The organism is Bifidobacterium sp. A11 (assembly GCF_000499185.1).
Lineage (GTDB): Bacteria > Actinomycetota > Actinomycetes > Actinomycetales > Bifidobacteriaceae > Bombiscardovia > Bombiscardovia mizhiensis.
This window is the reverse complement of record NZ_AWUO01000002.1, coordinates 1-19,079: the sequence shown is the minus strand read 5'-3', so window position 1 is coordinate 19,079 and position 19,079 is coordinate 1. Positions and strand designations below refer to the sequence as shown.

Genomic DNA, 19,079 nt, shown 5'->3' with positions numbered 1-19,079 from the left:
GGTTGGAAATAACTCAGTAAATCAGAGGAGTTTGTATGAGCATCCGTGTAGCTATAGCGGGCGTGGGCAACTGCGCTTCCTCGCTGGTACAGGGAGTCGAATATTACAAGGACGCCAAGGATGATGATAAGATCCCCGGCATCATGCACGCCAACTTCGGAGGCTACCGCATTCGTGACGTGGAGTTCGTGACCGCCTTCGACGTGGATTCCCTCAAGGTCGGCAAGGACCTGAGCGAGGCCATTTTCGCCTCACAGAACAACACCTACAAGTTCTGCGACGTTCCCAACAAGGGCGTGGAGGTCCTGCGTGGGCCGACCGGCGATGGACTGGGCGAGTACTACAGCAAGATGATCACCGAGTCGGATGCCGAGCCCGTGGATGTGGCCCAGGTTCTGCGTGACAAGAAGGTCGATGTGCTGGTCTCCTACCTGCCCGTCGGCTCCGAGCAGGCTGACAAGGCCTACGCCACCGCCGCCATCGAGGCCGGGTGCGCCTTCGTCAACTGCCTGCCTGTCTTCATCGCCTCTGACCCCGAGTGGGCCCAGAAGTTCCGTGATGCCGGCCTGCCCATCGTGGGCGACGACATCAAGAGCCAGGTTGGTGCCACCATCACCCACAGGGTCATGGCCCGCCTCTTCGAGGATCGCGGCGTGCGCCTGGACCGGACCTACCAGCTGAACGTGGGCGGCAACATGGACTTCATGAACATGCTGCAGCGCTCTCGTCTGGAGTCCAAGAAGGTTTCCAAGACGCGTGCAGTCACCTCCATCGTTCCTCACGATATGGATCCCCACAACGTCCACATCGGGCCCTCTGACTATGTGGCCTGGCTGGATGATCGCAAGCTGGCCTTTGTGCGCCTGGAGGGCACCACCTTCGGTGATGTCCCGCTGAATCTGGAGTACAAGCTGGAGGTCTGGGATTCGCCCAACTCGGCCGGCATCGTCATCGATGCCCTGCGTGCCGCCAAGATCGCCCTGGACCGCCATCTGGCCGGCCCGGTGCTGGCGCCCAGCTCCTACTTCATGAAGTCCCCCGCTGTCCAGCATGAAGACAACGAGGCCCGCCAGCTGGTCGAGGATTACATCGCCGGCAAGGTGGAGGGCGACGAGAGCGCCCTGGATGCCGATGTCAAGGCCGCCAAGGAGAACGGCAAGGACGTCTGGCACGCCTGAGCCCGCAGATTCTGCCTGATTGATGTCTGGGGCGCCTCTTCCAAGGTCGCCCCGGAGGCATGAATAGCAGATGCTTGGTCTGGAAAGAGGCCGGTCGCTTTTCATAGGCGGCCGGCCTCTTTGTAATCTGAACGGAACAGTGCTTTCGGATTTGCTGGCTCAACCTGGCGCTGGACTCTTCAGTCTCAGGCTCCCTTCAAGGATTTCCTCTGAATTGCCCCTGGAAGATCGTCAGGAGTGCAATCAGGGTTTCAGTCCTTGGTGTGGCCTACCAGGGGAGCGATCCGCTTATCCCAGGCATCCAGAGCTGAATTGATGACCTGGTGCATGTCGTAGTAGGCGTAGGTACCCAAGCGGCCGCCGAAGACCACCTTCGGCTGCTGGGCTGCCAGCTGCTTGTACTGGGTGTAGAGGGCGCGGTCGTCGCCCGTGTTGATGGGGTAGTAGGGTTCGTCGCCCTTGCCGGCGAATCGGCTGTACTCCTCCCAGACCACGGTACGCTCATGGTTCTGCCGGTCGTAGCGCTCGGGGTTGAAGTTCTTGAACTCGATGGCGCGGGTGTAGGGCACGTCAGGATCCGAGAAGTTCATGACCGGGCAGCCGAAATGGTCGTCCTCGTCATAGCGGCGCTCCTTGAAGTCCACGGTCCGCCACTTGAGTTCGCCCAGGCAGTAGTCGAAGTAGCGGTCGACCGGGCCCGTGTAGACCACGGGGACCTGCCCCACCAGAGCATCCCTGTTCCAGGGCTGGGAGTCGTCGAAGAAGTCATTCTTCAGGCTCACCTGGATGTGTGGGTCGTCGATCATCCGCTCGAACCATGCCGTGTAGCCGTCCTTGGGCAGGCCCTCCCAGGTGTCCTTGAAATAGTGGTTGTCGTAGTTGAATCGCACTGGCAGCCGCTTGATGATGGAGGCGGGCAGCTGGGAGGGGTCGGTCTGCCACTGCTTTGCCGTGTAGTTCTTGATGAAGGCCTCATAGAGGGGCCGGCCGATCAGGCTGATCCCCTGGTCGTTCAGGTTGCCCGGGTCGGTTCCGGCAAGTTCGCCAGCCTGCTCCCGAATCAGTTCCCGAGCCTGCTTGGGGGTGTAGTGGGCGTGGAAGAACTGGTTGATGGTGCCCAGGTTGATGGGTAGGGGATAGACCTCGCCCTTGTGGGTGGTGTAGACCCGATGGGTGTAATCGGTGAATTCGGTGAAGCGATTGACGTACTCCCAGACCTTGCGGTTGGAGGTATGGAAGAGATGGGCCCCATACTTGTGGATTTCGGCCCCCGTCTCCTCATCCATGTAGGAGTATGCGTTGCCGCCGATGTGGTCGCGCACGTCGATGATCCGCACCCGGGCTCCACTGTGCTCGACCGCCTGCTGGGCCACGGTCAGGCCAAACAAGCCAGCGCCTACAATCACCAAATCAGCATCCATGTCGGCCATTCGCCTTCAGCCACCCATCCCTTGTCGCTGTGATGCCGGGGTGCCTATTGTCTGTTGTCAGGGTCCGGCATGATCCGTGATCAACCGCTGGAGTACGGCGATCCTGTTGTTTACATGCTAGCGGACGGGCCTGGTTGGGGAAACGGCGGGCGGTGATGTCGACTGGATGCGCACCTGGCACGGAGGGTTCTGTGCTTCTTGGTGGACAAGTGGAATCTGTCTGCTATAATGGTGACTTGCTCTCACGTGGCGTTATGTCACCCAATCCCCCCAGGGCAGGAATGCAGCAAGGGTAAGTGGCCTCTGGCGGGTGCGTGGGAGTTTTCCATAGATGTCCTGCCTGGGTTGGCTGAAGTCGTGAAAACAACGCGTTCGTCGGACCAGGTGTCGGCTGTCGACCCAGGGGTTGGTTAGAGTCTTGAGGTATGACCAACAAGCACAAGCAGGGCGAAGCACAGGAAACCTGGTACCGGGATCCGAATGAGCAAACCGAAGCGGACGGCAGCCATGTTGACCGGGATCCTTTGACGTCTCGCCCCCGGATTTCAGCCTTAGTTCTGTGCCTGGTCGCCGGCCTGGCCTGCCTGGGTCTGGCGGCTCTGGTCTGGTGGGCAGCTGTGTGGACTGTGCCCGGGCAGACCTATGATGACATGGCCCTGACCAACTTCCGCGGTTTCCTTGATCAGACGCCCCTTCTCGAGGCTTACCTGGGACTGTTCGCCATGCCTTATGTGACTGTGGTGATCTGCGTGGTGCTGGGCCTTGTAGCCCTGGCGGTTGTTCTGGTTAGGCGCCGGTGGTGGCTGCTTGGACAAATTGCCGTTTATGCTCTGGTGGTCTACGGGGCGGCGCGTATACTCAAGCGCTTCCTGCCTCGCCCGGTGTTGATCCATTCTCAGGCTTCCACAGCCAATTCTGCCCCCTCAGGTCACACCATCCTGGCTCTGGCGGTGGTCCTGGCCCTGCTCTGTGTGGTGCCACGTGTTTGGAGGGCCCCGGTCGCCTTGGTAGGGTTCGCCTTTGACCTGTCTGTGGGCTGCTCGCTGGTGCAGGGAGGTTGGCACCGACCCTCAGACGTGGTCATGGGCATGCTTATTCCGGTCGGTTTCTGTCTTATTGCTCTGGCCGTCACTCGCGGCACCGGGATGGACGTTCCTGGAACCAGGATGTCCTCGGCTTCGATCCAGATTGTCGCCACCTTGATGCTGGTAGCAGGGTTCCTGGGGATGCTCTATGCCTGCTATATCATTTGGCAGGTCAGCCCTGGTCTGGAGATCGGCGCCCGGTGGACGGCCTACGGGGTTCATTGCTCGGCCGTCATAATGATGGCCTCCCTCCTGTCACTGACCTTGGGGCTGGTCCTGGCGCTGAGGCAGATTACGGCCTCGCCACTGACCAGAATGGGCCTTGTCGGTCGGCCCCCGGCTCCTCCTCAAAATGACTGAAGTCAGTCGCTGAGCATACTGAACGTCTCTGATCCATCCACCATGGACCCCAGGGATCCACACCCATGCACAATGACCCCTTGATTTGCATGGTGACGGAACCTCGTGAGTAAGATGGCGTGCGAAAGACCACAATATAAGGAGAGGCCATGGCATCCGGCAATAAGCTCGTCATTGTTGAGTCGCCAACCAAGGCAAAGAAGATCGGCGGGTACCTGGGCAAGGGCTACACGGTCATGGCCTCGGTGGGCCATATCCGCGACCTGGCCCAGCCATCGCAGGTCCCGGCCTCCCAGAAGAAGGCCTACGGCAAGTTCGGCGTAGACGTGAACGATGGCTTCAAGCCCTACTACATCGTGGATGATAAGAAGAAGCACACGGTGTCCGAGCTCAAGAAGGCGCTGAAGAACGCCGACGAGCTCTATCTGGCCACTGATGAGGATCGGGAGGGGGAGGCCATCGCCTGGCATCTGGTGCAGACCCTTAAACCCAAGGTGCCGGTAAAGCGCATGGTCTTCCATGAGATCACTCCGGAGGCCATCAAGAATTCGCTCAAGCACACCAGGGACGTAGATGCCCACATGGTTGATGCCCAGGAGACTCGCAGGGTCCTGGATCGGCTCTATGGCTATGAGCTTTCGCCGGTGCTCTGGCGTAAGGTGGGCCCGGGGCTGAGCGCCGGGCGTGTCCAGTCTGTGGCGACTCGGCTGATTGTGGAGCGTGAGCGTGAGCGCATGGCCTTTGTCAAGGCCTCGTACTGGGACCTGCTGGCGCGCCTGGTGCAGGAGGATGCAGGGGAATCGGCATCGTCAGGCGGTTTTCAGGCGCGGATGATCAGTCTGGGCGAGCGACGGCTGGCAGTTTCCAAAGACTTCACCTCCAAGGGCCAGCTGACGCAGGCTGCAGCCAAGGAGCAGGTCCTGCAGCTGGATGAGCAGCACGCCCGGGGCTTGGCTGAGACGCTGAAAAATCAGGACTTCATGGTAACGGGGATGGAGACCAAGCCCTACCGGCGGCGTCCCCAGCCCCCCTTCACCACGTCTACCCTGCAACAGACGGCAGGCAACCGACTGGGTATGAGTTCACGGGCCACCATGCGCGCTGCCCAGGGACTCTATGAGAACGGGTTCATCACCTACATGCGTACCGATTCGGTCACCCTCTCCCAGGAGGCCATTGCTGCTGCCCGCAAGGGGGTCGAGCGTGAGTACGGGGCCGAATACCTATCGGCCGAGTCCAAGCAGTATGTAACCAAGACCGCCGGCGCCCAGGAGGCCCACGAATGCATCCGGCCAGCCGGTTCTACCTTCCACAGGCCTCAGGAGCTGGCCGACCGTCTGGCCCCTGACCAGCTCAAGCTCTACACCCTGATCTGGCGGCGCACCCTGGCTTCGCAGATGGCCGATGCCACCGGGTCCACAGCCACCATTCGCCTGTCGGCGCAGGCGGGCAAGGAGGGCACAGCCCTCTTCCAGGCTTCAGGCACCGTCATCAAGTTCCCTGGCTTCCTCAAAGCCATGGGTTCAGGCTCTGAACAGACTGATGAGGATTCTTCCCTGCCTCCGGTCCAGCAGGGGGACGTGCTTCGTGCCGCCTCCCTAGAACCTGAGGGGCATGAAACCCAGCCGCCTGCACGTTACACCGAGGCCTCCCTGGTCAAGACCCTGGAGGCCAAGGAGATCGGCAGGCCTTCCACCTATGCCAGCATCATCTCGACCATCATCGATCGCGGATACGTCTACGAGCGCGGCCGTGCCCTGATCCCTTCCTGGCTGGCCTTTTCGGTAGTCAGGTTGCTGGAGACCAATTTCCCCAAGTATGTGGACTATCAATTCACGGCGCAGATGGAGAACGGCCTGGATATGATCGCCCATGGCAAGGAGCGAGGCAAGGACTGGCTGACCCGGTTCTACTTCGGCTCGGGCCCTGGCGCCGCTCAGAACGCTGACCAGGCTCATCAGGGCTTGCAGGAGCAGGTGGCCCAGTTGGGAGACATCGACGCTCGCAAGATCAACACCATCGAGATAGGCGATGGCCTGCAGGTGAGGGTCGGCCGCTACGGTCCCTACCTTGAGGATACGGCCGACTTGGATGCCGACGGCAACCCCAAGCGGGCCTCGTTGCCACCAACCATGGCTCCGGACGAGCTGACTGTGGCAGCGGGCCATGAACTGATCGCTGCCAATGCTGGCGGTCCCCGTCAGCTGGGCAAGGATCCGGAGACCGGCGGTCGGGTCGAGGTGCGCAAGGGCCGATTCGGGCCCTATGTGGCCCTGATCAGCCCCGAAGAGGAAGCGGCCGAAGAGAAGAAGCCGACCGGTAAGACTGCACGGACGGCCAAGCGAACAGGACCCAAGCCCAAGATGGCCTCGCTCTTCAAAACCATGGATCCAGACACGGTCACCCTGGAGGATGCCCTGAAGCTGCTCAGCCTGCCCAGGACGGTGGGCAACATCGAGCTGACCGATGCCAAGACGGGAGCAACCAGCCAAGCCACCGTCACAGCCAGCAATGGCCGCTATGGCCCCTATCTGACGGCCACCAAGGTCGACGGTGGCACCGAGACGCGTTCTCTGACCGACGAGGGGCAGATTTTCAGCATTGACCAGGCTGGGGCCAAGGCGCTCTTCGATCAGCCCAAGTACGGCAGGCGTTCCCGGAGCGCGGCCAAGCCCCCTCTTCGTGAGCTGGGTACGGACCCTGACAGCGGCAAGCCCGTCACCATCAAGGACGGATTCTATGGTGTCTACATCACCGACGGGCAGACCAACAGGACCCTACCCAAGCAGTACACGGCCCAGTCCATCGAACCGGAGGTGGCCTTCCGTCTGCTGGCAGAGAAGCGCGCGGCCGGACCCACAAAGCGGCGCGGCCGGACCACTCGCAAGTCGACCGCACGAAAGTCGACTGCCCGCAAATCGGCCGCTCGCACCCGCAAAACTACTAAGAAGGCCAAGGCCACCAAGACTTCCAAGAGTACGGAGCATCAGGCATGAGTGATGGTTTGTTCATTTCCTTCGAAGGCGTGGATGGGGCAGGCAAAACTACCCAGGTCCAACGAGCACACGACTATCTGCAGGAGTGCGGCCTGCGGTCCCAGGTCACCCGCGAACCAGGCGGGACCCCGGTCGGATTGACCATTCGGGAACTCGTTCTGCACGGATTGGCCGCCTTTCCCTCGGTTGCCGTGACCGGGGGCACCGACGTGGTTGACGCCTCCGACGATCTGGCCCCCAGGACCGAGGCTCTGCTCTATGCGGCGGATCGGGCTGAGCATGTGGCCCAGGTGGTGCGTCCGGCTCTGGATCGCGGAGACATTGTGCTCTGCGACCGGTATCTGGATTCCTCAGTGGCCTATCAGGCCGGAGGCCGTGATCTTTCGGCGGATGTGATTCGTCGGCTGAGCCTGTGGGCCAGTCAGGGTTTGCTGCCCAAGCGCACCTACCTGCTGGATGCGGACCCGTCTCAGTCCAAGTCGCGTCTGGATCATGAACCGGATCGGCTGGAGTCGGCTGGTGAAGACTTCCAGCAGCATGTGCGTCAGGCATTTTTACAGCTGGCTAAGAATGAGCCCGACCGATTCCTGGTTATCGATGCCACCCAGTCCATCGACCAGGTCTGGCAGATCATCCAAGATGATTTGGACAAGCTGATTGAGGGGCGCGAGCCTGATCTGCCTCAGGTCGACGATGAGAATGATGACGCTGACGCTCAGGACGATGCCGACGATGACGAATCGACTGCAGGATATGAGGACGACGAGCAGGCTGCGGATACGCCCGATCAGGCACCAGAGGCTGATGATGATCAGGACGATCAGTCTATGGATGCGGGAACAGTCGGCGGGGATGTCGATGGCGATTCGATTCCTGTGGATTCCCCAGCTCGCTGGCTGCTCCGATCCCGGCTCCTGCGGAAGACCCGATGAGCGTCTGGGGCGCCATTGTGGGCCAGCAGCCCACGGTCGACTTGCTCAAGCGGACGGTGGCCGCTCAAGCGCAGGGTCATGACGAGGTGGCGCAGTCCTGGCTGATCTGCGGCCCTCCTGGATCGGGGCGTTCCAATCTGGCCCGGGCTTTCGCGGCGGCCCTGATCAGTCCTGACCAGGGACTGAGCGACCAGCCCACCCGCGTCACTCAGCAGGTCCTGGCAGGAACCCATCCGGATGTGACCATACTGTCCACCAACAAGGTCACCATCGGCATCAACGAGGTCAGGGAGCTGATCATGACCTCGGAGCAGATGCCTTCAACCTCGCGCTGGCGGGTCATCATCATCGAAGACGTGGACCGGATGCTGGAGCGGACCACCAATGTGCTGCTCAAGGAGATCGAGGAGCCGGCTGAGCACACCATCTGGCTCCTGTGTGCACCCAGTGCCCAAGATGTGCTGCCCACCATCCGCTCGCGGACCAGGGTGCTCAACCTGGCGGTGCCGTCCAACACTGCTGTGGCCGATTTCCTGACCGATCAGGTGGGTGTGGACCGGCCTCTGGCCTCCAAGGCCGCCCGCTTGGCTCAGGGACATATCGGCATCGCTCGTCTCTATGCCACCAAGAGTCAGGTCCTGGCCGACCGCGATGAGTTGGTGGTAGGTCTGCTGGGTCTGCGGCGCGCCTCGGATGCCGTGATCCTGGCCGCTCGGGTGGTTGATGCGGCCCGCGATCAGGCCACCGCCACCGTGGACGATGAGGTGGCCAGGGACGAGCGCGAGTTTCGGCAGATCAACGGACTCAGGGACAAGGAGCGCATTCCCCGGCAGCTGCGCGGGGCCTACCACGCCTTGGGGGGCAAGGATCAGGTCCGTCGGCGGGTCACCAGACTGACCCGGGATGTGCTGGATCGCAACCTGAGCACCCTGGCCAGCGTCTACCGGGATGTGGGCGTCCTGCAGAACGGCGCCGAGGAGAAGGCCGGCTTGGTCAATCTGGAGAATCGGGCGGCAATTGCCGATCTGTCCGTCAGACTCTCCAGGCAGGGGGCTATCGACCGCATTCAGCTGATCGCCCGGGCTCGCAGGAGACTGGCTGCCAACGGTTCGCCGCTCCTGGACTTCGAGGCTCTTTTCTGTACCCTGCTGGTCTGAGCGCAAACCCAGGGGTTCATCAGGCGAAAGTGCCTGGCGAGGTCATGTCGCTGCTGCCGATCCTTGGCGACCAGGTTGATTCCCTGCACTCCAGTGCCGGCGGCAGAGCCACGTGGGATGGCAGAATGGACTGTCCCTTGGCGTCGACCAGCCTCAGGGCCTCCTGGACGATGCCCTCCAGGGGGGTCTTGACTGCGGTCAAGGTCGGACTGCAGACCAGGCAGGCCGGGCTGTCCACGAAGGCGGCCACCTTGACTTGGTCGGGAACCCGGAAGCCCAGTTGGTTGCAGGCCATCAGAGCGCCCAGAGCCAGCGAGTCATCCCCGCAGATGATGGCGTCGGGACGGTCGTTTCCCTCGCTGAGCATGGTTTTGACGGCGTCGTGGCCGCGCTGCATGCTGCATGGACCGAACTGGACCCAGTCCGGCTGAGGAGTCATCCCCAAGGTGTTGGTCAGGGTGGAGAAGGTCGTGAAGAGTTCGGTGGCTGCGCTGGTGCTGAGTTCGCGGCTCAGATAGGCCACGGCGTGCGCGTTCTGTTCGGCCAGGTGGGCGATGATCAACCGCATGGAGGCGGCCTGGTCTGTGCCGACCCAGCTAGTGTGGTAGGAGACCGGTCTGCCGCCGACCTGAACGATGGGCAGCCCGGATGGCAGGTCGGCGGGCATGCCGACCGGATCGTCGTCCGGCGAAGGAACGACGATGATTCCTTCGACCTGTCGGGCCGCCATGGATCTGATGGCTGCCTCGCGCTCCTGGTCGCCCCTGACGGATATGACCAGCAGGTAGCGACCCTGTTCGGTCAGCCTTCTGCTGAGCAGATCCAGGATGGACCCGTCTAGGCCTGTGGAGGTGCCGCACAGAACCAGCCCTATGGTTCTGCTGCGATCCGAGCGGAGCGCGCTGGCAGCAAAGTTGGCCGAATAGTTGAGCTTCTCGGCCGCAGCTCTGACCCGGCGGCTGATGTCGTCATTCTTGCTTCTATGGCCGGAAAGGACGCGGGACACAGTCGCCGTCGAAACTCCGGCCAGAGCTGCGACGTTGGCAATGGAAGGCTTATTGTCCGCCGTGTTTCCCATTGGTTCCCTCGAAGGTCCTCTCCACGGATGTCGGCTGCGGCTGGCGGTGGCGTTACTCGGCCTGGGTCAGCTTGGTGACCAAGGAATCGGCTACGGACTCGGCATCGTCACCATCGACGGTCACGGTGACCTTGTCGCCCTTGGCGATGCCCAGGCTCATGACCATCAGAATGCTGCCGGCGTCCACGGGATTGCCCTCGCCCTTGGCTATGGTGACCTTGCATCCGCTGGATGCGGCAGCCTGCGAGAATTCCGAAGCGGGCCTGGCGTGAATGCCTACAGGGTCGGTGATGACGGTGGAACGTTGTGCTGTTGCCATGATGACCAGCTCTCCTGAAGATATGGCCGGTCTTGTCGAACCGGCATGTCGAGTGATGAATACGCTGGTTATCTTACCACTGCATAAAAGGAATTACAGAAAACGATTACCGTTGAATAACAAATGAATATGTGTATACTGAACATCGTTGCTTAAAGAACGTTTCCACCGCCGTTGTGGAGTTCGCCTCAGGGGCGGCCTACACGCAGTGGCCAGGCACTAAGGAGTGCGACATGGAGATCCAAGGCGTGGGCATTGGCCGCGGCGTTGCCGTTGGCCCGGTTATCCATATGGCGGCCGGACTGGATGTGCCCGGTGATGAGACTAGGCCTAAGAACCTGACAGCGGATGCTGAATTCGGCAGGGTCGAATCCGCTCTGGCATCGGTCAACAAGGATCTGCTTGCGCGCGCCAAGGCGGCCCAGGACGGGCAGGGGGCCAAGGATGCCGCTCCGATACTGACCGCTCTGGCACAGATGGCCCAGGATCCGGCCCTGAAGACTTCGATCCGATCCCTGCTGGACGGTGGCAAGACCGCCGAGCGATCCGTCTATGAGGCTTTCGCCGACTTCGAAGGCAAGCTCCAGGCGATCGGCGGCTACATGGGGGAGCGGGCCAACGATCTGCATGACGTGGGCCAGCGTGTCATCGCCAATCTGCTCGGCGTACCGGCCCCGGGCGTGCCGGAAAGCGACAAGCCATTCGTCCTGGTCGCCCCTGACCTGTCCCCGGCCGACACCTCCAGCTTGGACATGACCAAGGTGCTGGCCATCGTCACCATCGAGGGCGGTCCGACCAGCCATACCGCCATTCTGGCCCGGTCCAGGGGGATCGTCGCTGTCGTAGGCGCCCAGGACGCAGCAGGGCTATCCGACGGACAGACGGTCATCGTCGATGCCGCAGCCGGTAAGGTGACGGCCGATCCCACCTCGGAACAGATCGAGAAGGCTGAGCAGGCCCGTCGTGAGGCTGATCAGGCTAAGGCTTTGCGAGGCCGTCCCGGTCAGCTCAAGGATGGAGTCAAGATCCCTCTCCTGGCCAATGTCGGCAAGCCTGCGGATGCTGATCCGGCCCTGGAGTATGGAGCCGAGGGCGTCGGACTCTTCCGCTCGGAGTTCCTCTTCCTGGGCAACGAGCAGGCGCCCGGCGTCGAGGAGCAGGCCAAGGCCTACCGTGCTCTTCTTGAACGTTTCCCCGGCCGCAAGGTGGTCATTCGCCTGCTGGATGCCGGCGCTGACAAGCCGCTGCCCTTCCTGACCCAGGCCGACGAGCCCAATCCCGCCCTGGGGCTGCGTGGTCTGCGCACGCTGAAGGTCCACAGTCAGGTCCTGGAGGATCAGCTGGAGGCCTTGGCCCGGGCCGATGCCGAGACCGATGCTGACCTGTGGGTCATGGCGCCCATGGTTGCCGACGAGCACGAGGCCGACTACTTCGTCCGTCTGGGCAAGAGCAAGGGGCTCAAGCGCGTGGGCGTCATGGCCGAGGTTCCCTCGATCGCCTTGATGGCCGACAAGGTGGCCAAGGTGGCCGATTTCGTCAGCATCGGCACCAACGATCTGACCCAGTACACGCTGGCCGCCGACCGCACACTGGGTTCGGTCGCCTCCTATCAGACCGCCTGGCATCCTGCCGTCCTGAGGGCCATCAAGCTCATCGCTGACGCCGGTCAGGCCAACAACATGCCTGTCGGAGTCTGCGGTGAGGCTGCTGCCGATCCGGACCTGGCCGTGGTTCTGGCGGGCATCGGCGTGACCAGCCTGTCCATGACGCCGGTCGCCCTGGATGATGTCCGCGCCGAGCTGGCCAAGCACACCATGGACGAGGCCAAGGCGCTGGCCGCCAGGGCTCTGGACGGAGAGTTCTATCATCCCCAGGGGTGGTGAGCAGTCGGCCGGATTCACACAAATCCACCGGATCCGGTGCAATCGAGCAAGTCAAACAGCACGAGCAAGGAGCAGACATGACGGATTTCCAAGCCTTCCTTCCCGACACATCCTTTGCCCTGGATGTACCGGCGACTGACTGGCGGGATGCCATCCGCAAGGCGGGCGATAGGCTGGTGGCCTCCGGGTTCACCACCGATGCCTACACGGATCAGATGATCGAGACCGTCGAGAAGATGGGTCCCTACATTGTTATCGCCCCCGGTCTGGCTCTGGCCCATTCCCGCCCTAGCGAGGCGGTCCTGGGAACCGGCCTGAGCTGGGTAAGGCTGTCCACGCCTGTCGAGTTCGGCAACAAGGCCAACGATCCGGTCTCCCTGGTGATCGGTCTGGCCGGGCGGGATGAGCAGGAGCACCTGCAGGTGATGTCCGCCATCGCCGGTGCGCTGACCGACGCGAAAAAGACTCAGCAGCTGGCCAAGGCCGGCACCCCTGGCGAGGTCCGCACCATTCTTCAATCGTGAACAAGAAGCAGTAAGAGCAAATAAGGAACAAAGGAGCAACTCATGGATATTCTCTGCGTATGCGGCAACGGCATCGGCACCTCGGTCCTACTCAAGGTCAACGTCGAGCAGGTGGCATCGGAGCTGGGCATGGATGTGACTGTGACCACCTCCGACGCAGGTAGCGCCAAGGGCACGGCCAACATGAACGACCTGGTGTTGACCTCACCTCAGCTGGCACCCGAGCTGGAGGGGACCACCACCCCGGTCGAGACCGTCCAGAATTTCATGGACAAGGACGAGATCAAGGGCATCCTGGAGCAGTACGCCGACTGATGCGCCCGGCGGGCATTCATCATCGCCAGGCCGATGGGACGCCCGCTCTTTCGAGTTGAGAACAAGAGAGAAATAGTAAGGACAAATAATGAATGTCTTCCTTGCGGTGCTGAACTTCATCAGCCAGGAGATTCTGAATGTGCCCGCCTATCTGATCGGCATTGTGGCGGCTATCGGCCTGATCGCCCTGAAACGGAGCGCGGGCCAGGTCATCTCGGGTGCCCTCAAGGCGGCCATGGGCTATCTGATTCTAGGCGCCGGCGCCACTGTGGTGACCAACGCCCTGGATCCCTTCGGCAAGCTGGTCTTCAAGGCCACTGGCGCCCACGGGGTCGTCCCCACCAACGAGGTGATCGTGGCCCAGGCCTCCAGCCAATTCGGCGCGGCCTCTGCCTACATCATCGTGCTCAGCTTCATCGTCATGATCCTGCTGGCACGGTTCACCCCACTCAAGTACGTCTTCCTGACCGGTCACCATATGGTCTTCATGTCCACCCTGCTGGCCCTGGTCCTTTCGATCGGGTTCGGCAAGGGCAACAACCTGCTCATCGTACTGATCGGCTCCCTGCTGATGGGCGTGATCATGGTGGCCATGCCAGCCTTCGCCCAGCCATACATGAACCGGGTGACCGGCAGCGACAAGCTGTCCATCGGCCATTTCAACACCTTGGGCTACGTGGTCTCGGGCGCGGTCGGCAGCGCTGTGGGCAAGAAGTCGCGTTCCACCGAGGACATCGACTTCCCCAAGGGGCTGAGCTTCCTGCGTGATTCCATGGTCTCCACCACCCTGCTCATGGTCGTCCTCTACCTGGTCTTCGCTGTCTGGACCGCTTTTGTGGTGCCGGCCAAGGCCGCCTTCGCCGTCTTCCCCACCCACCCGGCCAACTGGGGAGCCTTCTTCATGGCCGCTTTCGCCCAGGCCTTGCAGTTCGGCATCGGTGTGAGCATCATCCTCTACGGCGTCCGCATCATCCTGGGCGAGCTGGTACCCGCCTTCCAGGGCATCGCCAACAAGGTGGTCCCCGGCGCCCGTCCTGCCCTGGACATCCCCATTGTCTTCCCCTACGGTGCCAACGCATCCCTGATCGGCTTCCTGTCCTCCTTCGCCGGTGGTCTGGTGGCTCTGGTCATCATCGCCGTCTGGCTTGGGCCCGTCTGGGGTCTGGCCCTGATCCTGCCGGGCATGGTGCCCCACTTCTTCGATGGCGGCGGTGCCGGCGTCTTCGGCAATGCGACAGGCGGCCGTATCGGGGCTGTGGTCGGCGGCTTCATCAATGGTCTGCTGATCACCTTCCTGCCGGCCATCCTGATGACGGTTCTGGGCAGCTTCGGCCTGTCCAATGCCACCTTCGGCGATGCGGACTTCGCCTGGTACGGCACCGTGGTCGGCAAGCTGGCCCAGTTGGGTATCCCTGCCGGGGCCGTGGTCCTGGTGGTCCTGGCTGTGGTGATCTTCGCCCTGGCCTGGATCTGGCAGGTCAAGGTGGTCAACACCGGATGGATGCCTGCCACCAAGCATGCTGAGTTCATCGCCAGTGTCGAGGCTGAAGAGAAGGAGGCCAAGGCTCAGGCTCGTGCAGCCGCCAAGGCCGCCCGTGCCCAGGCCAAGGCCACCGAGGCTGCCAAGGCCACCGAGGCTGCCAAGGCCGAGTAGGCATGTGCAAGCGCGCCCTACAGGCGCCAGGAGAGAGGTCCTGTTGATTCCTTTCTCCAGTCCGACCTAGAGCCGCCCGGATCATTTCCACTTGGAAGGGTCCGGGCGGCTCTTCCACTTTTTGCGCAGGTTGGTGTGCTTGATCATCTCAAATATCTTCCACTGATGAACTTGACCCCGTCACTGGAGCGGGCGAGAATCGAACCATGAGGATTATCACAGATTTCGGCACCATTCCCGATCGGTACGCCAAGCGCGCCCCGCAGTCCCTCACGCGCAAGGGACGTCCTGTAGTCTCCTTCCCCTTCCGGCTTGAGGATGTACCGCGGGAGGCTCGCTATCTGCATTGGATGCTGGTGGATCCTGATTCCGTGCCCGTGTGCGGCTTCCCATGGATCCACTGGTCACTGGCCAACCTGCCCATCGAGGCCTTGCATGCCCTGCAGCCTGAGGGAAACGAAAGCACCGTTCTGGCGATTCCGGAGGACTTCTCAAGAAATCTGCCCAATCTGATCCCCGGCGTGCCCCAGGGCCGGACATCGGCTGCCTCACCCTTGGTCATGGAGGAGGAGATCGCCGACGATCCTGCCGTGCTCATGCGCTACAACGGCCCCACCCCTCCCGATCGGGTTCACGACTATGTGCTGTCGGTCTGGGCCACAAAGGAGGCTCTGCCGAATCTGGAGGAGGGGTTCTGGCTGAACGCCCTGGTTCATGCCGTTCATTCCGCCCAACCTGTGGTCGCGGCGGCCCGTGCCTGGCTGCCAGCTGATGCCTGAGCGCCTGGCTTAACGGACGCATCTGCTGGTATTGGGACGGTCTAGCACTAGAGTGAGGCCATGCCCAAAGTGCGCAGATGGCCGTCATCCCTGCCTGTGCACGCAGTCGGTTGGAACGGCATCCTCCGGCATTCGGACTGGTGATGACAGTTGACCGCAATCAGACAAAGGAAGACGCTTATATGCCCTGCACCACGCTTCTGATAGGTAAGCATGCCAGTTACGACGGATCCACCATCATCGCCCGAAATGAGGATTCAGCCAACGGGGAGTTCCGTCCCAAGCGCTTCGTTCTGGTCACTCCCGATCAGCAGCCACGGCACTACCGCAGCGTGATCAGCCACTTGGAGATGGATCTGCCCGAGGATCCCATGCGCTACACCTCGGTGCCCAATGCTGTGCTCGACCAAGGACTATGGGCCGAAGCGGGCGTCAACAGTGCCAACGTGGCCATGTCAGCCACTGAGACCATCACCACCAATGAGCGTGTTCTGGGTGCCGATCCGTTGGTGGAACTCACCCCCGCCCAGGGCCGTCCGGGTGATGAAGGCTACCTGGACGAGGTACCCGGAGGCATCGGCGAGGAAGACCTGGTCACCATTGTTCTGCCCTATATCCGCTCGGCGCGGGAGGGTGTCCTGCGGCTGGGCTCCCTGCTGGAGCGTTACGGCACCTATGAGATGAACGGCATTGCCTTCAGTGATGTGGACGAGATCTGGTGGATGGAAACCATAGGCGGCCATCACTGGATCGCCAAGCGGGTGCCCGATGACTCTTATGTGACCATGCCCAACCAGCTGGGCATTGACGAGTTCGATCTGGACGATGCTTTCGGAGATCAAACCGACCACCTCTGCTCGGCCGACCTGCGGGAGTTCATCGCCGACAACCACCTGAATCTTGCCGTGGAGTCGGCCTCGCCCTTCAATCCGCGTGATGCCTTCGGATCCCATAGCGATTCGGATCATGTATACAACACCCCCCGGGCTTGGTATATGCAGCGTTTCCTCAACCCCTATGACGAGATCTGGGACGGACCGGATGCTGATCATGCCCCCACCAGTGACAACATCCCCTGGTGCCGCCAGCCCGAGCGGCTGATTACCGTGGAAGACGTCAAGTATCTGCTCAGCTCCCACTACCAGGGCACGCCATACGATCCCTATGGGCGGACCGGCGACGAGCACACCAAGGGGCTCTACCGGCCCATCGGCATCAACCGCAACGACCAGCTGGCCCTGATCCAGCTGCGCCCCTACCGGCCTGAATCCTGCCGGGCCATCCAGTGGATGTCCTACGGGTCCAACGCCTTCAACGCTCTGGTTCCCTTCTATGCCAATGTGGATCGGACGCCCGACTATCTGGCCAACGCCACTGACCGGGTCTCCACTGACAGCCTCTACTGGTCCGACCGGTTGATCGCGGCCCTGTGTGATTCCGAATTCGCAGGCACCTCGGCGGCCGTCGAGCGTTACCAGCAGAGCATGGGAGGCGAGGGCCACCGGCTGATCGCCGCCGCTGACGAGCAGGTGGCACGGCTGGAGGGCGCTGACCAAGGTACCGACAACGCCGAGGTGCGCCAGGTGCTGGAGGCCGCCAACCAGGACATGGCCGACCGTCTGCGCAAGGAAACCGATGATCTGCTTGGCCAGGTGCTGTATACCGTCAGCATGGGCATGCGCAACGGCTACCACCTGTCCGACAACTGAGCCATCCGAATCTACAAGGACCGCAAAAGAAGGAGAGCCCCATGACCGACTTTGACGATTACGTCAGGCCATACGGCCTGTTTGACAAGATCGATGCCTTCGGCTACTTGAAGGATCTGCAGGAGCATCCGGATATGCCGCGCAAGCATGGCCGGGTGCTGCTGGTCACCGCAGATACCCCGCTCAAGGCATCACGTGGTGAGGGCAAGACCACGACTACCATCGCCCTGATTGACGCCTTGCGCGCCCAGGGAGTGGATGCCGCAGCCGTCCTGCGTCAACCCAGCATGGGCATTACCGCAGCCGGGTCCAAGGGTGGCGCCTCCGGTGGTGGCAAGTCTTCGCTGACGCATCCTGAGCTGGTGGACTGGGGTTTGTGCGGGGAGATGGCGGCTATCGAATCCGCACAGAACCTGTTGGTCTCCTTTGCGGAGAAGGCTGTGGACGAGGGCCGGCTGGACACCGTCCTGGTGCCCCGGGTCAGCGAGGTGCCTTCACGGTCCTTGCGGCAGATCACCGTGGACCGAGGCAAGGGCGATCTGCCCGAGCGGACCGTGCTGACCCCAACCTGCGAGCTCATGCAGATCGTCGTGCTCTCCCGGAGCATGGAGGAGATCGAACGGCGTGTGGCGGCCATGGTCGCGGGGACCCTGGATGGTCAACCGGTCACTTTTGGTGAGTTTGTGGAACTGTGGCGCATCACCGGCATCCTGACCGATGCGGTCAAGCCTGCCTTCACTCAGACCTTGGAGGGTTCACCGGTCTATGTGCATGGCGGGCCTTTCGCCAACGTCTCCATCGGCATCCCCAGCCTGGTGTCCGTGGAGATGGCCTGCGCCCGGCACGACGTGGTCGTCGTCGAGGCCGGTTATGGAGCTGATGCCGGTGCCCAGAAGTGGCTGGACATCGCCGCCCGTGAGTATGGGGCCCAATGGCCTGCCGCCGCGGTGGTCGTCACCCGTGCCACCACCTGGCGGGACGATCCCAAGCTGAGCTGGCGCTATCCCTTCCATGTGCATCGTCTGGAGGGACTAGGCATCCCCACCTTCCCACTGATCAACCTCTGGGAGGGCGAGGACGACCAAGTTGATTCCTTGCGGGAGACCGCCGACGGTCTGGGCTTCCGCAGGCCCATTGCGGGCAACCTCTTCCGTGACGGAGGCAAGGCCCTTGAGCCTCAGTTGGACGATCTGATCAAGGCCCTGCAGGAGCCTGCGAAGGGCCGGGCGGATACGGCCAGCCTGCATGATATGTCCGTGCCGGATCGGATTCGCTGGATCGCCCAGAGTGCCTACGGTGTGCCGGCTGATCGGGTTATTGAGCGTGAGGGCTTCCAGGACAGCCTCCAGTCGGCCTCCGACCTCTGCAACAAGGCAGGCATCTCTCTCGAGGATCTGGTGGTGGTGGCGGTCAAGTCGCCGGCCACCATGACCGACGATGACCGGGCCGACCAGGACAAGCGCACAGTTACTCTGAAGAAGGTTGAGGCCCATACGGGGGCCGGTCTCCTGCAGGTGAACCTGACCACCTCCCTGACCACGCCCATGCCCAAGATCGTCTGAGCGGGCTATACATGGGTTCTGCAGACCTGTGACGCGCCGTGTTGCGGGTCTGGAGAAACCGTGTATAGTATCTACTTGGCTCTTGAAAGTGCCCTGCCCCTATAGCTCAGTTGGCTAG

At 62.1% G+C, this 19,079-nt stretch carries 14 protein-coding genes, 1 other RNA gene and 1 pseudogene; 13 read left to right on the top strand and 3 right to left on the bottom strand.

The features are described from left to right. The first annotated feature begins 35 nt into the window (after nucleotides 1–35). Nucleotides 36–1,178, top strand: coding sequence for an inositol-3-phosphate synthase (locus P273_RS0102730; protein WP_024626959.1), 1,143 nt, complete (start codon nucleotides 36–38; stop codon nucleotides 1,176–1,178). A gap of 251 nt (nucleotides 1,179–1,429) precedes the next feature. On the opposite strand, the gene glf is transcribed toward P273_RS0102730, so the two are convergent. Next, entirely contained in the window at nucleotides 1,430–2,608 is a 1,179-nt protein-coding gene (gene glf / locus P273_RS0102725) for a UDP-galactopyranose mutase (protein ID WP_024626958.1), read from the bottom strand. A gap of 236 nt (nucleotides 2,609–2,844) precedes the next feature. On the opposite strand from glf, the gene ffs reads away from it, so the two are divergent. The 5 genes and pseudogenes from ffs to P273_RS0102705 all read left to right on the top strand — a co-directional run bounded on the left by ffs (nucleotide 2,845) and on the right by P273_RS0102705 (nucleotide 9,138). Next, nucleotides 2,845–2,935: signal recognition particle sRNA small type (ffs, locus tag P273_RS09765), an RNA gene on the top strand. A gap of 98 nt (nucleotides 2,936–3,033) precedes the next feature. Beyond that, complete coding sequence (locus tag P273_RS0102720) at nucleotides 3,034–4,053, top strand: phosphatase PAP2 family protein (RefSeq protein WP_024626957.1); 1,020 nt, start codon at nucleotides 3,034–3,036, stop codon at nucleotides 4,051–4,053. Between the two features lie 149 nt (nucleotides 4,054–4,202). Next, nucleotides 4,203–7,049, top strand: coding sequence for a type I DNA topoisomerase (topA, locus tag P273_RS0102715; RefSeq protein ID WP_024626956.1), 2,847 nt, complete (start codon nucleotides 4,203–4,205; stop codon nucleotides 7,047–7,049). Then, nucleotides 7,046–7,705: pseudogene (tmk, locus tag P273_RS0102710) on the top strand (dTMP kinase); the annotation flags it as partial. The gene topA and the pseudogene tmk, both read left to right, overlap by 4 nt. Nucleotides 7,706–7,977: 272 nt before the next feature. Then, a complete protein-coding gene (locus tag P273_RS0102705; RefSeq protein WP_024626954.1) occupies nucleotides 7,978–9,138 on the top strand; it encodes a DNA polymerase III subunit delta' in 1,161 nt (386 codons plus the stop codon). Between the two features lie 19 nt (nucleotides 9,139–9,157). Here P273_RS0102705 and P273_RS0102700 read toward each other — a convergent pair whose 3' ends face one another. Both P273_RS0102700 and P273_RS0102695 read right to left on the bottom strand, forming a co-directional pair. Further along, entirely contained in the window at nucleotides 9,158–10,216 is a 1,059-nt protein-coding gene (locus P273_RS0102700; RefSeq protein ID WP_024626953.1) for a LacI family DNA-binding transcriptional regulator, read from the bottom strand. Between the two features lie 52 nt (nucleotides 10,217–10,268). Beyond that, nucleotides 10,269–10,535 (bottom strand): HPr family phosphocarrier protein, encoded by a 267-nt coding sequence (locus tag P273_RS0102695; RefSeq protein ID WP_024626952.1) that lies wholly within the window; start codon nucleotides 10,533–10,535, stop codon nucleotides 10,269–10,271. 233 nt (nucleotides 10,536–10,768) lie between these two features. Between P273_RS0102695 and ptsP the strand changes: the two genes are divergently transcribed. From ptsP to P273_RS0102660, 7 genes are all read left to right on the top strand, one after another. Further along, the gene (ptsP, locus tag P273_RS0102690) at nucleotides 10,769–12,418 is read left to right on the top strand and encodes a phosphoenolpyruvate--protein phosphotransferase (protein ID WP_024626951.1); all 1,650 of its coding nucleotides are present in this window, start codon (nucleotides 10,769–10,771) and stop codon (nucleotides 12,416–12,418) included. A gap of 77 nt (nucleotides 12,419–12,495) precedes the next feature. After that, the gene (locus P273_RS0102685) at nucleotides 12,496–12,942 is read left to right on the top strand and encodes a PTS sugar transporter subunit IIA (protein WP_024626950.1); all 447 of its coding nucleotides are present in this window, start codon (nucleotides 12,496–12,498) and stop codon (nucleotides 12,940–12,942) included. A gap of 42 nt (nucleotides 12,943–12,984) precedes the next feature. Then, nucleotides 12,985–13,257 (top strand): PTS sugar transporter subunit IIB, encoded by a 273-nt coding sequence (locus tag P273_RS0102680; protein ID WP_024626949.1) that lies wholly within the window; start codon nucleotides 12,985–12,987, stop codon nucleotides 13,255–13,257. Nucleotides 13,258–13,345: 88 nt separating this feature from the next. Further along, on the top strand, nucleotides 13,346–14,911 hold the full coding sequence (locus P273_RS0102675; protein WP_024626948.1) for a PTS ascorbate transporter subunit IIC: 1,566 nt from the start codon (nucleotides 13,346–13,348) through the stop codon (nucleotides 14,909–14,911). Nucleotides 14,912–15,117: 206 nt separating this feature from the next. Continuing rightward, nucleotides 15,118–15,690 carry a YbhB/YbcL family Raf kinase inhibitor-like protein gene (locus P273_RS0102670; protein ID WP_024626947.1) on the top strand — a complete coding sequence of 191 codons (573 nt, stop codon included), beginning with the start codon at nucleotides 15,118–15,120 and terminating at the stop codon, nucleotides 15,688–15,690. 182 nt (nucleotides 15,691–15,872) lie between these two features. After that, a complete protein-coding gene (locus P273_RS0102665; protein ID WP_024626946.1) occupies nucleotides 15,873–17,399 on the top strand; it encodes a C69 family dipeptidase in 1,527 nt (508 codons plus the stop codon). A gap of 41 nt (nucleotides 17,400–17,440) precedes the next feature. Further along, a complete protein-coding gene (locus P273_RS0102660) occupies nucleotides 17,441–18,961 on the top strand; it encodes a formate--tetrahydrofolate ligase (RefSeq protein WP_024626945.1) in 1,521 nt (506 codons plus the stop codon). Nucleotides 18,962–19,079 lie beyond the last annotated feature (118 nt).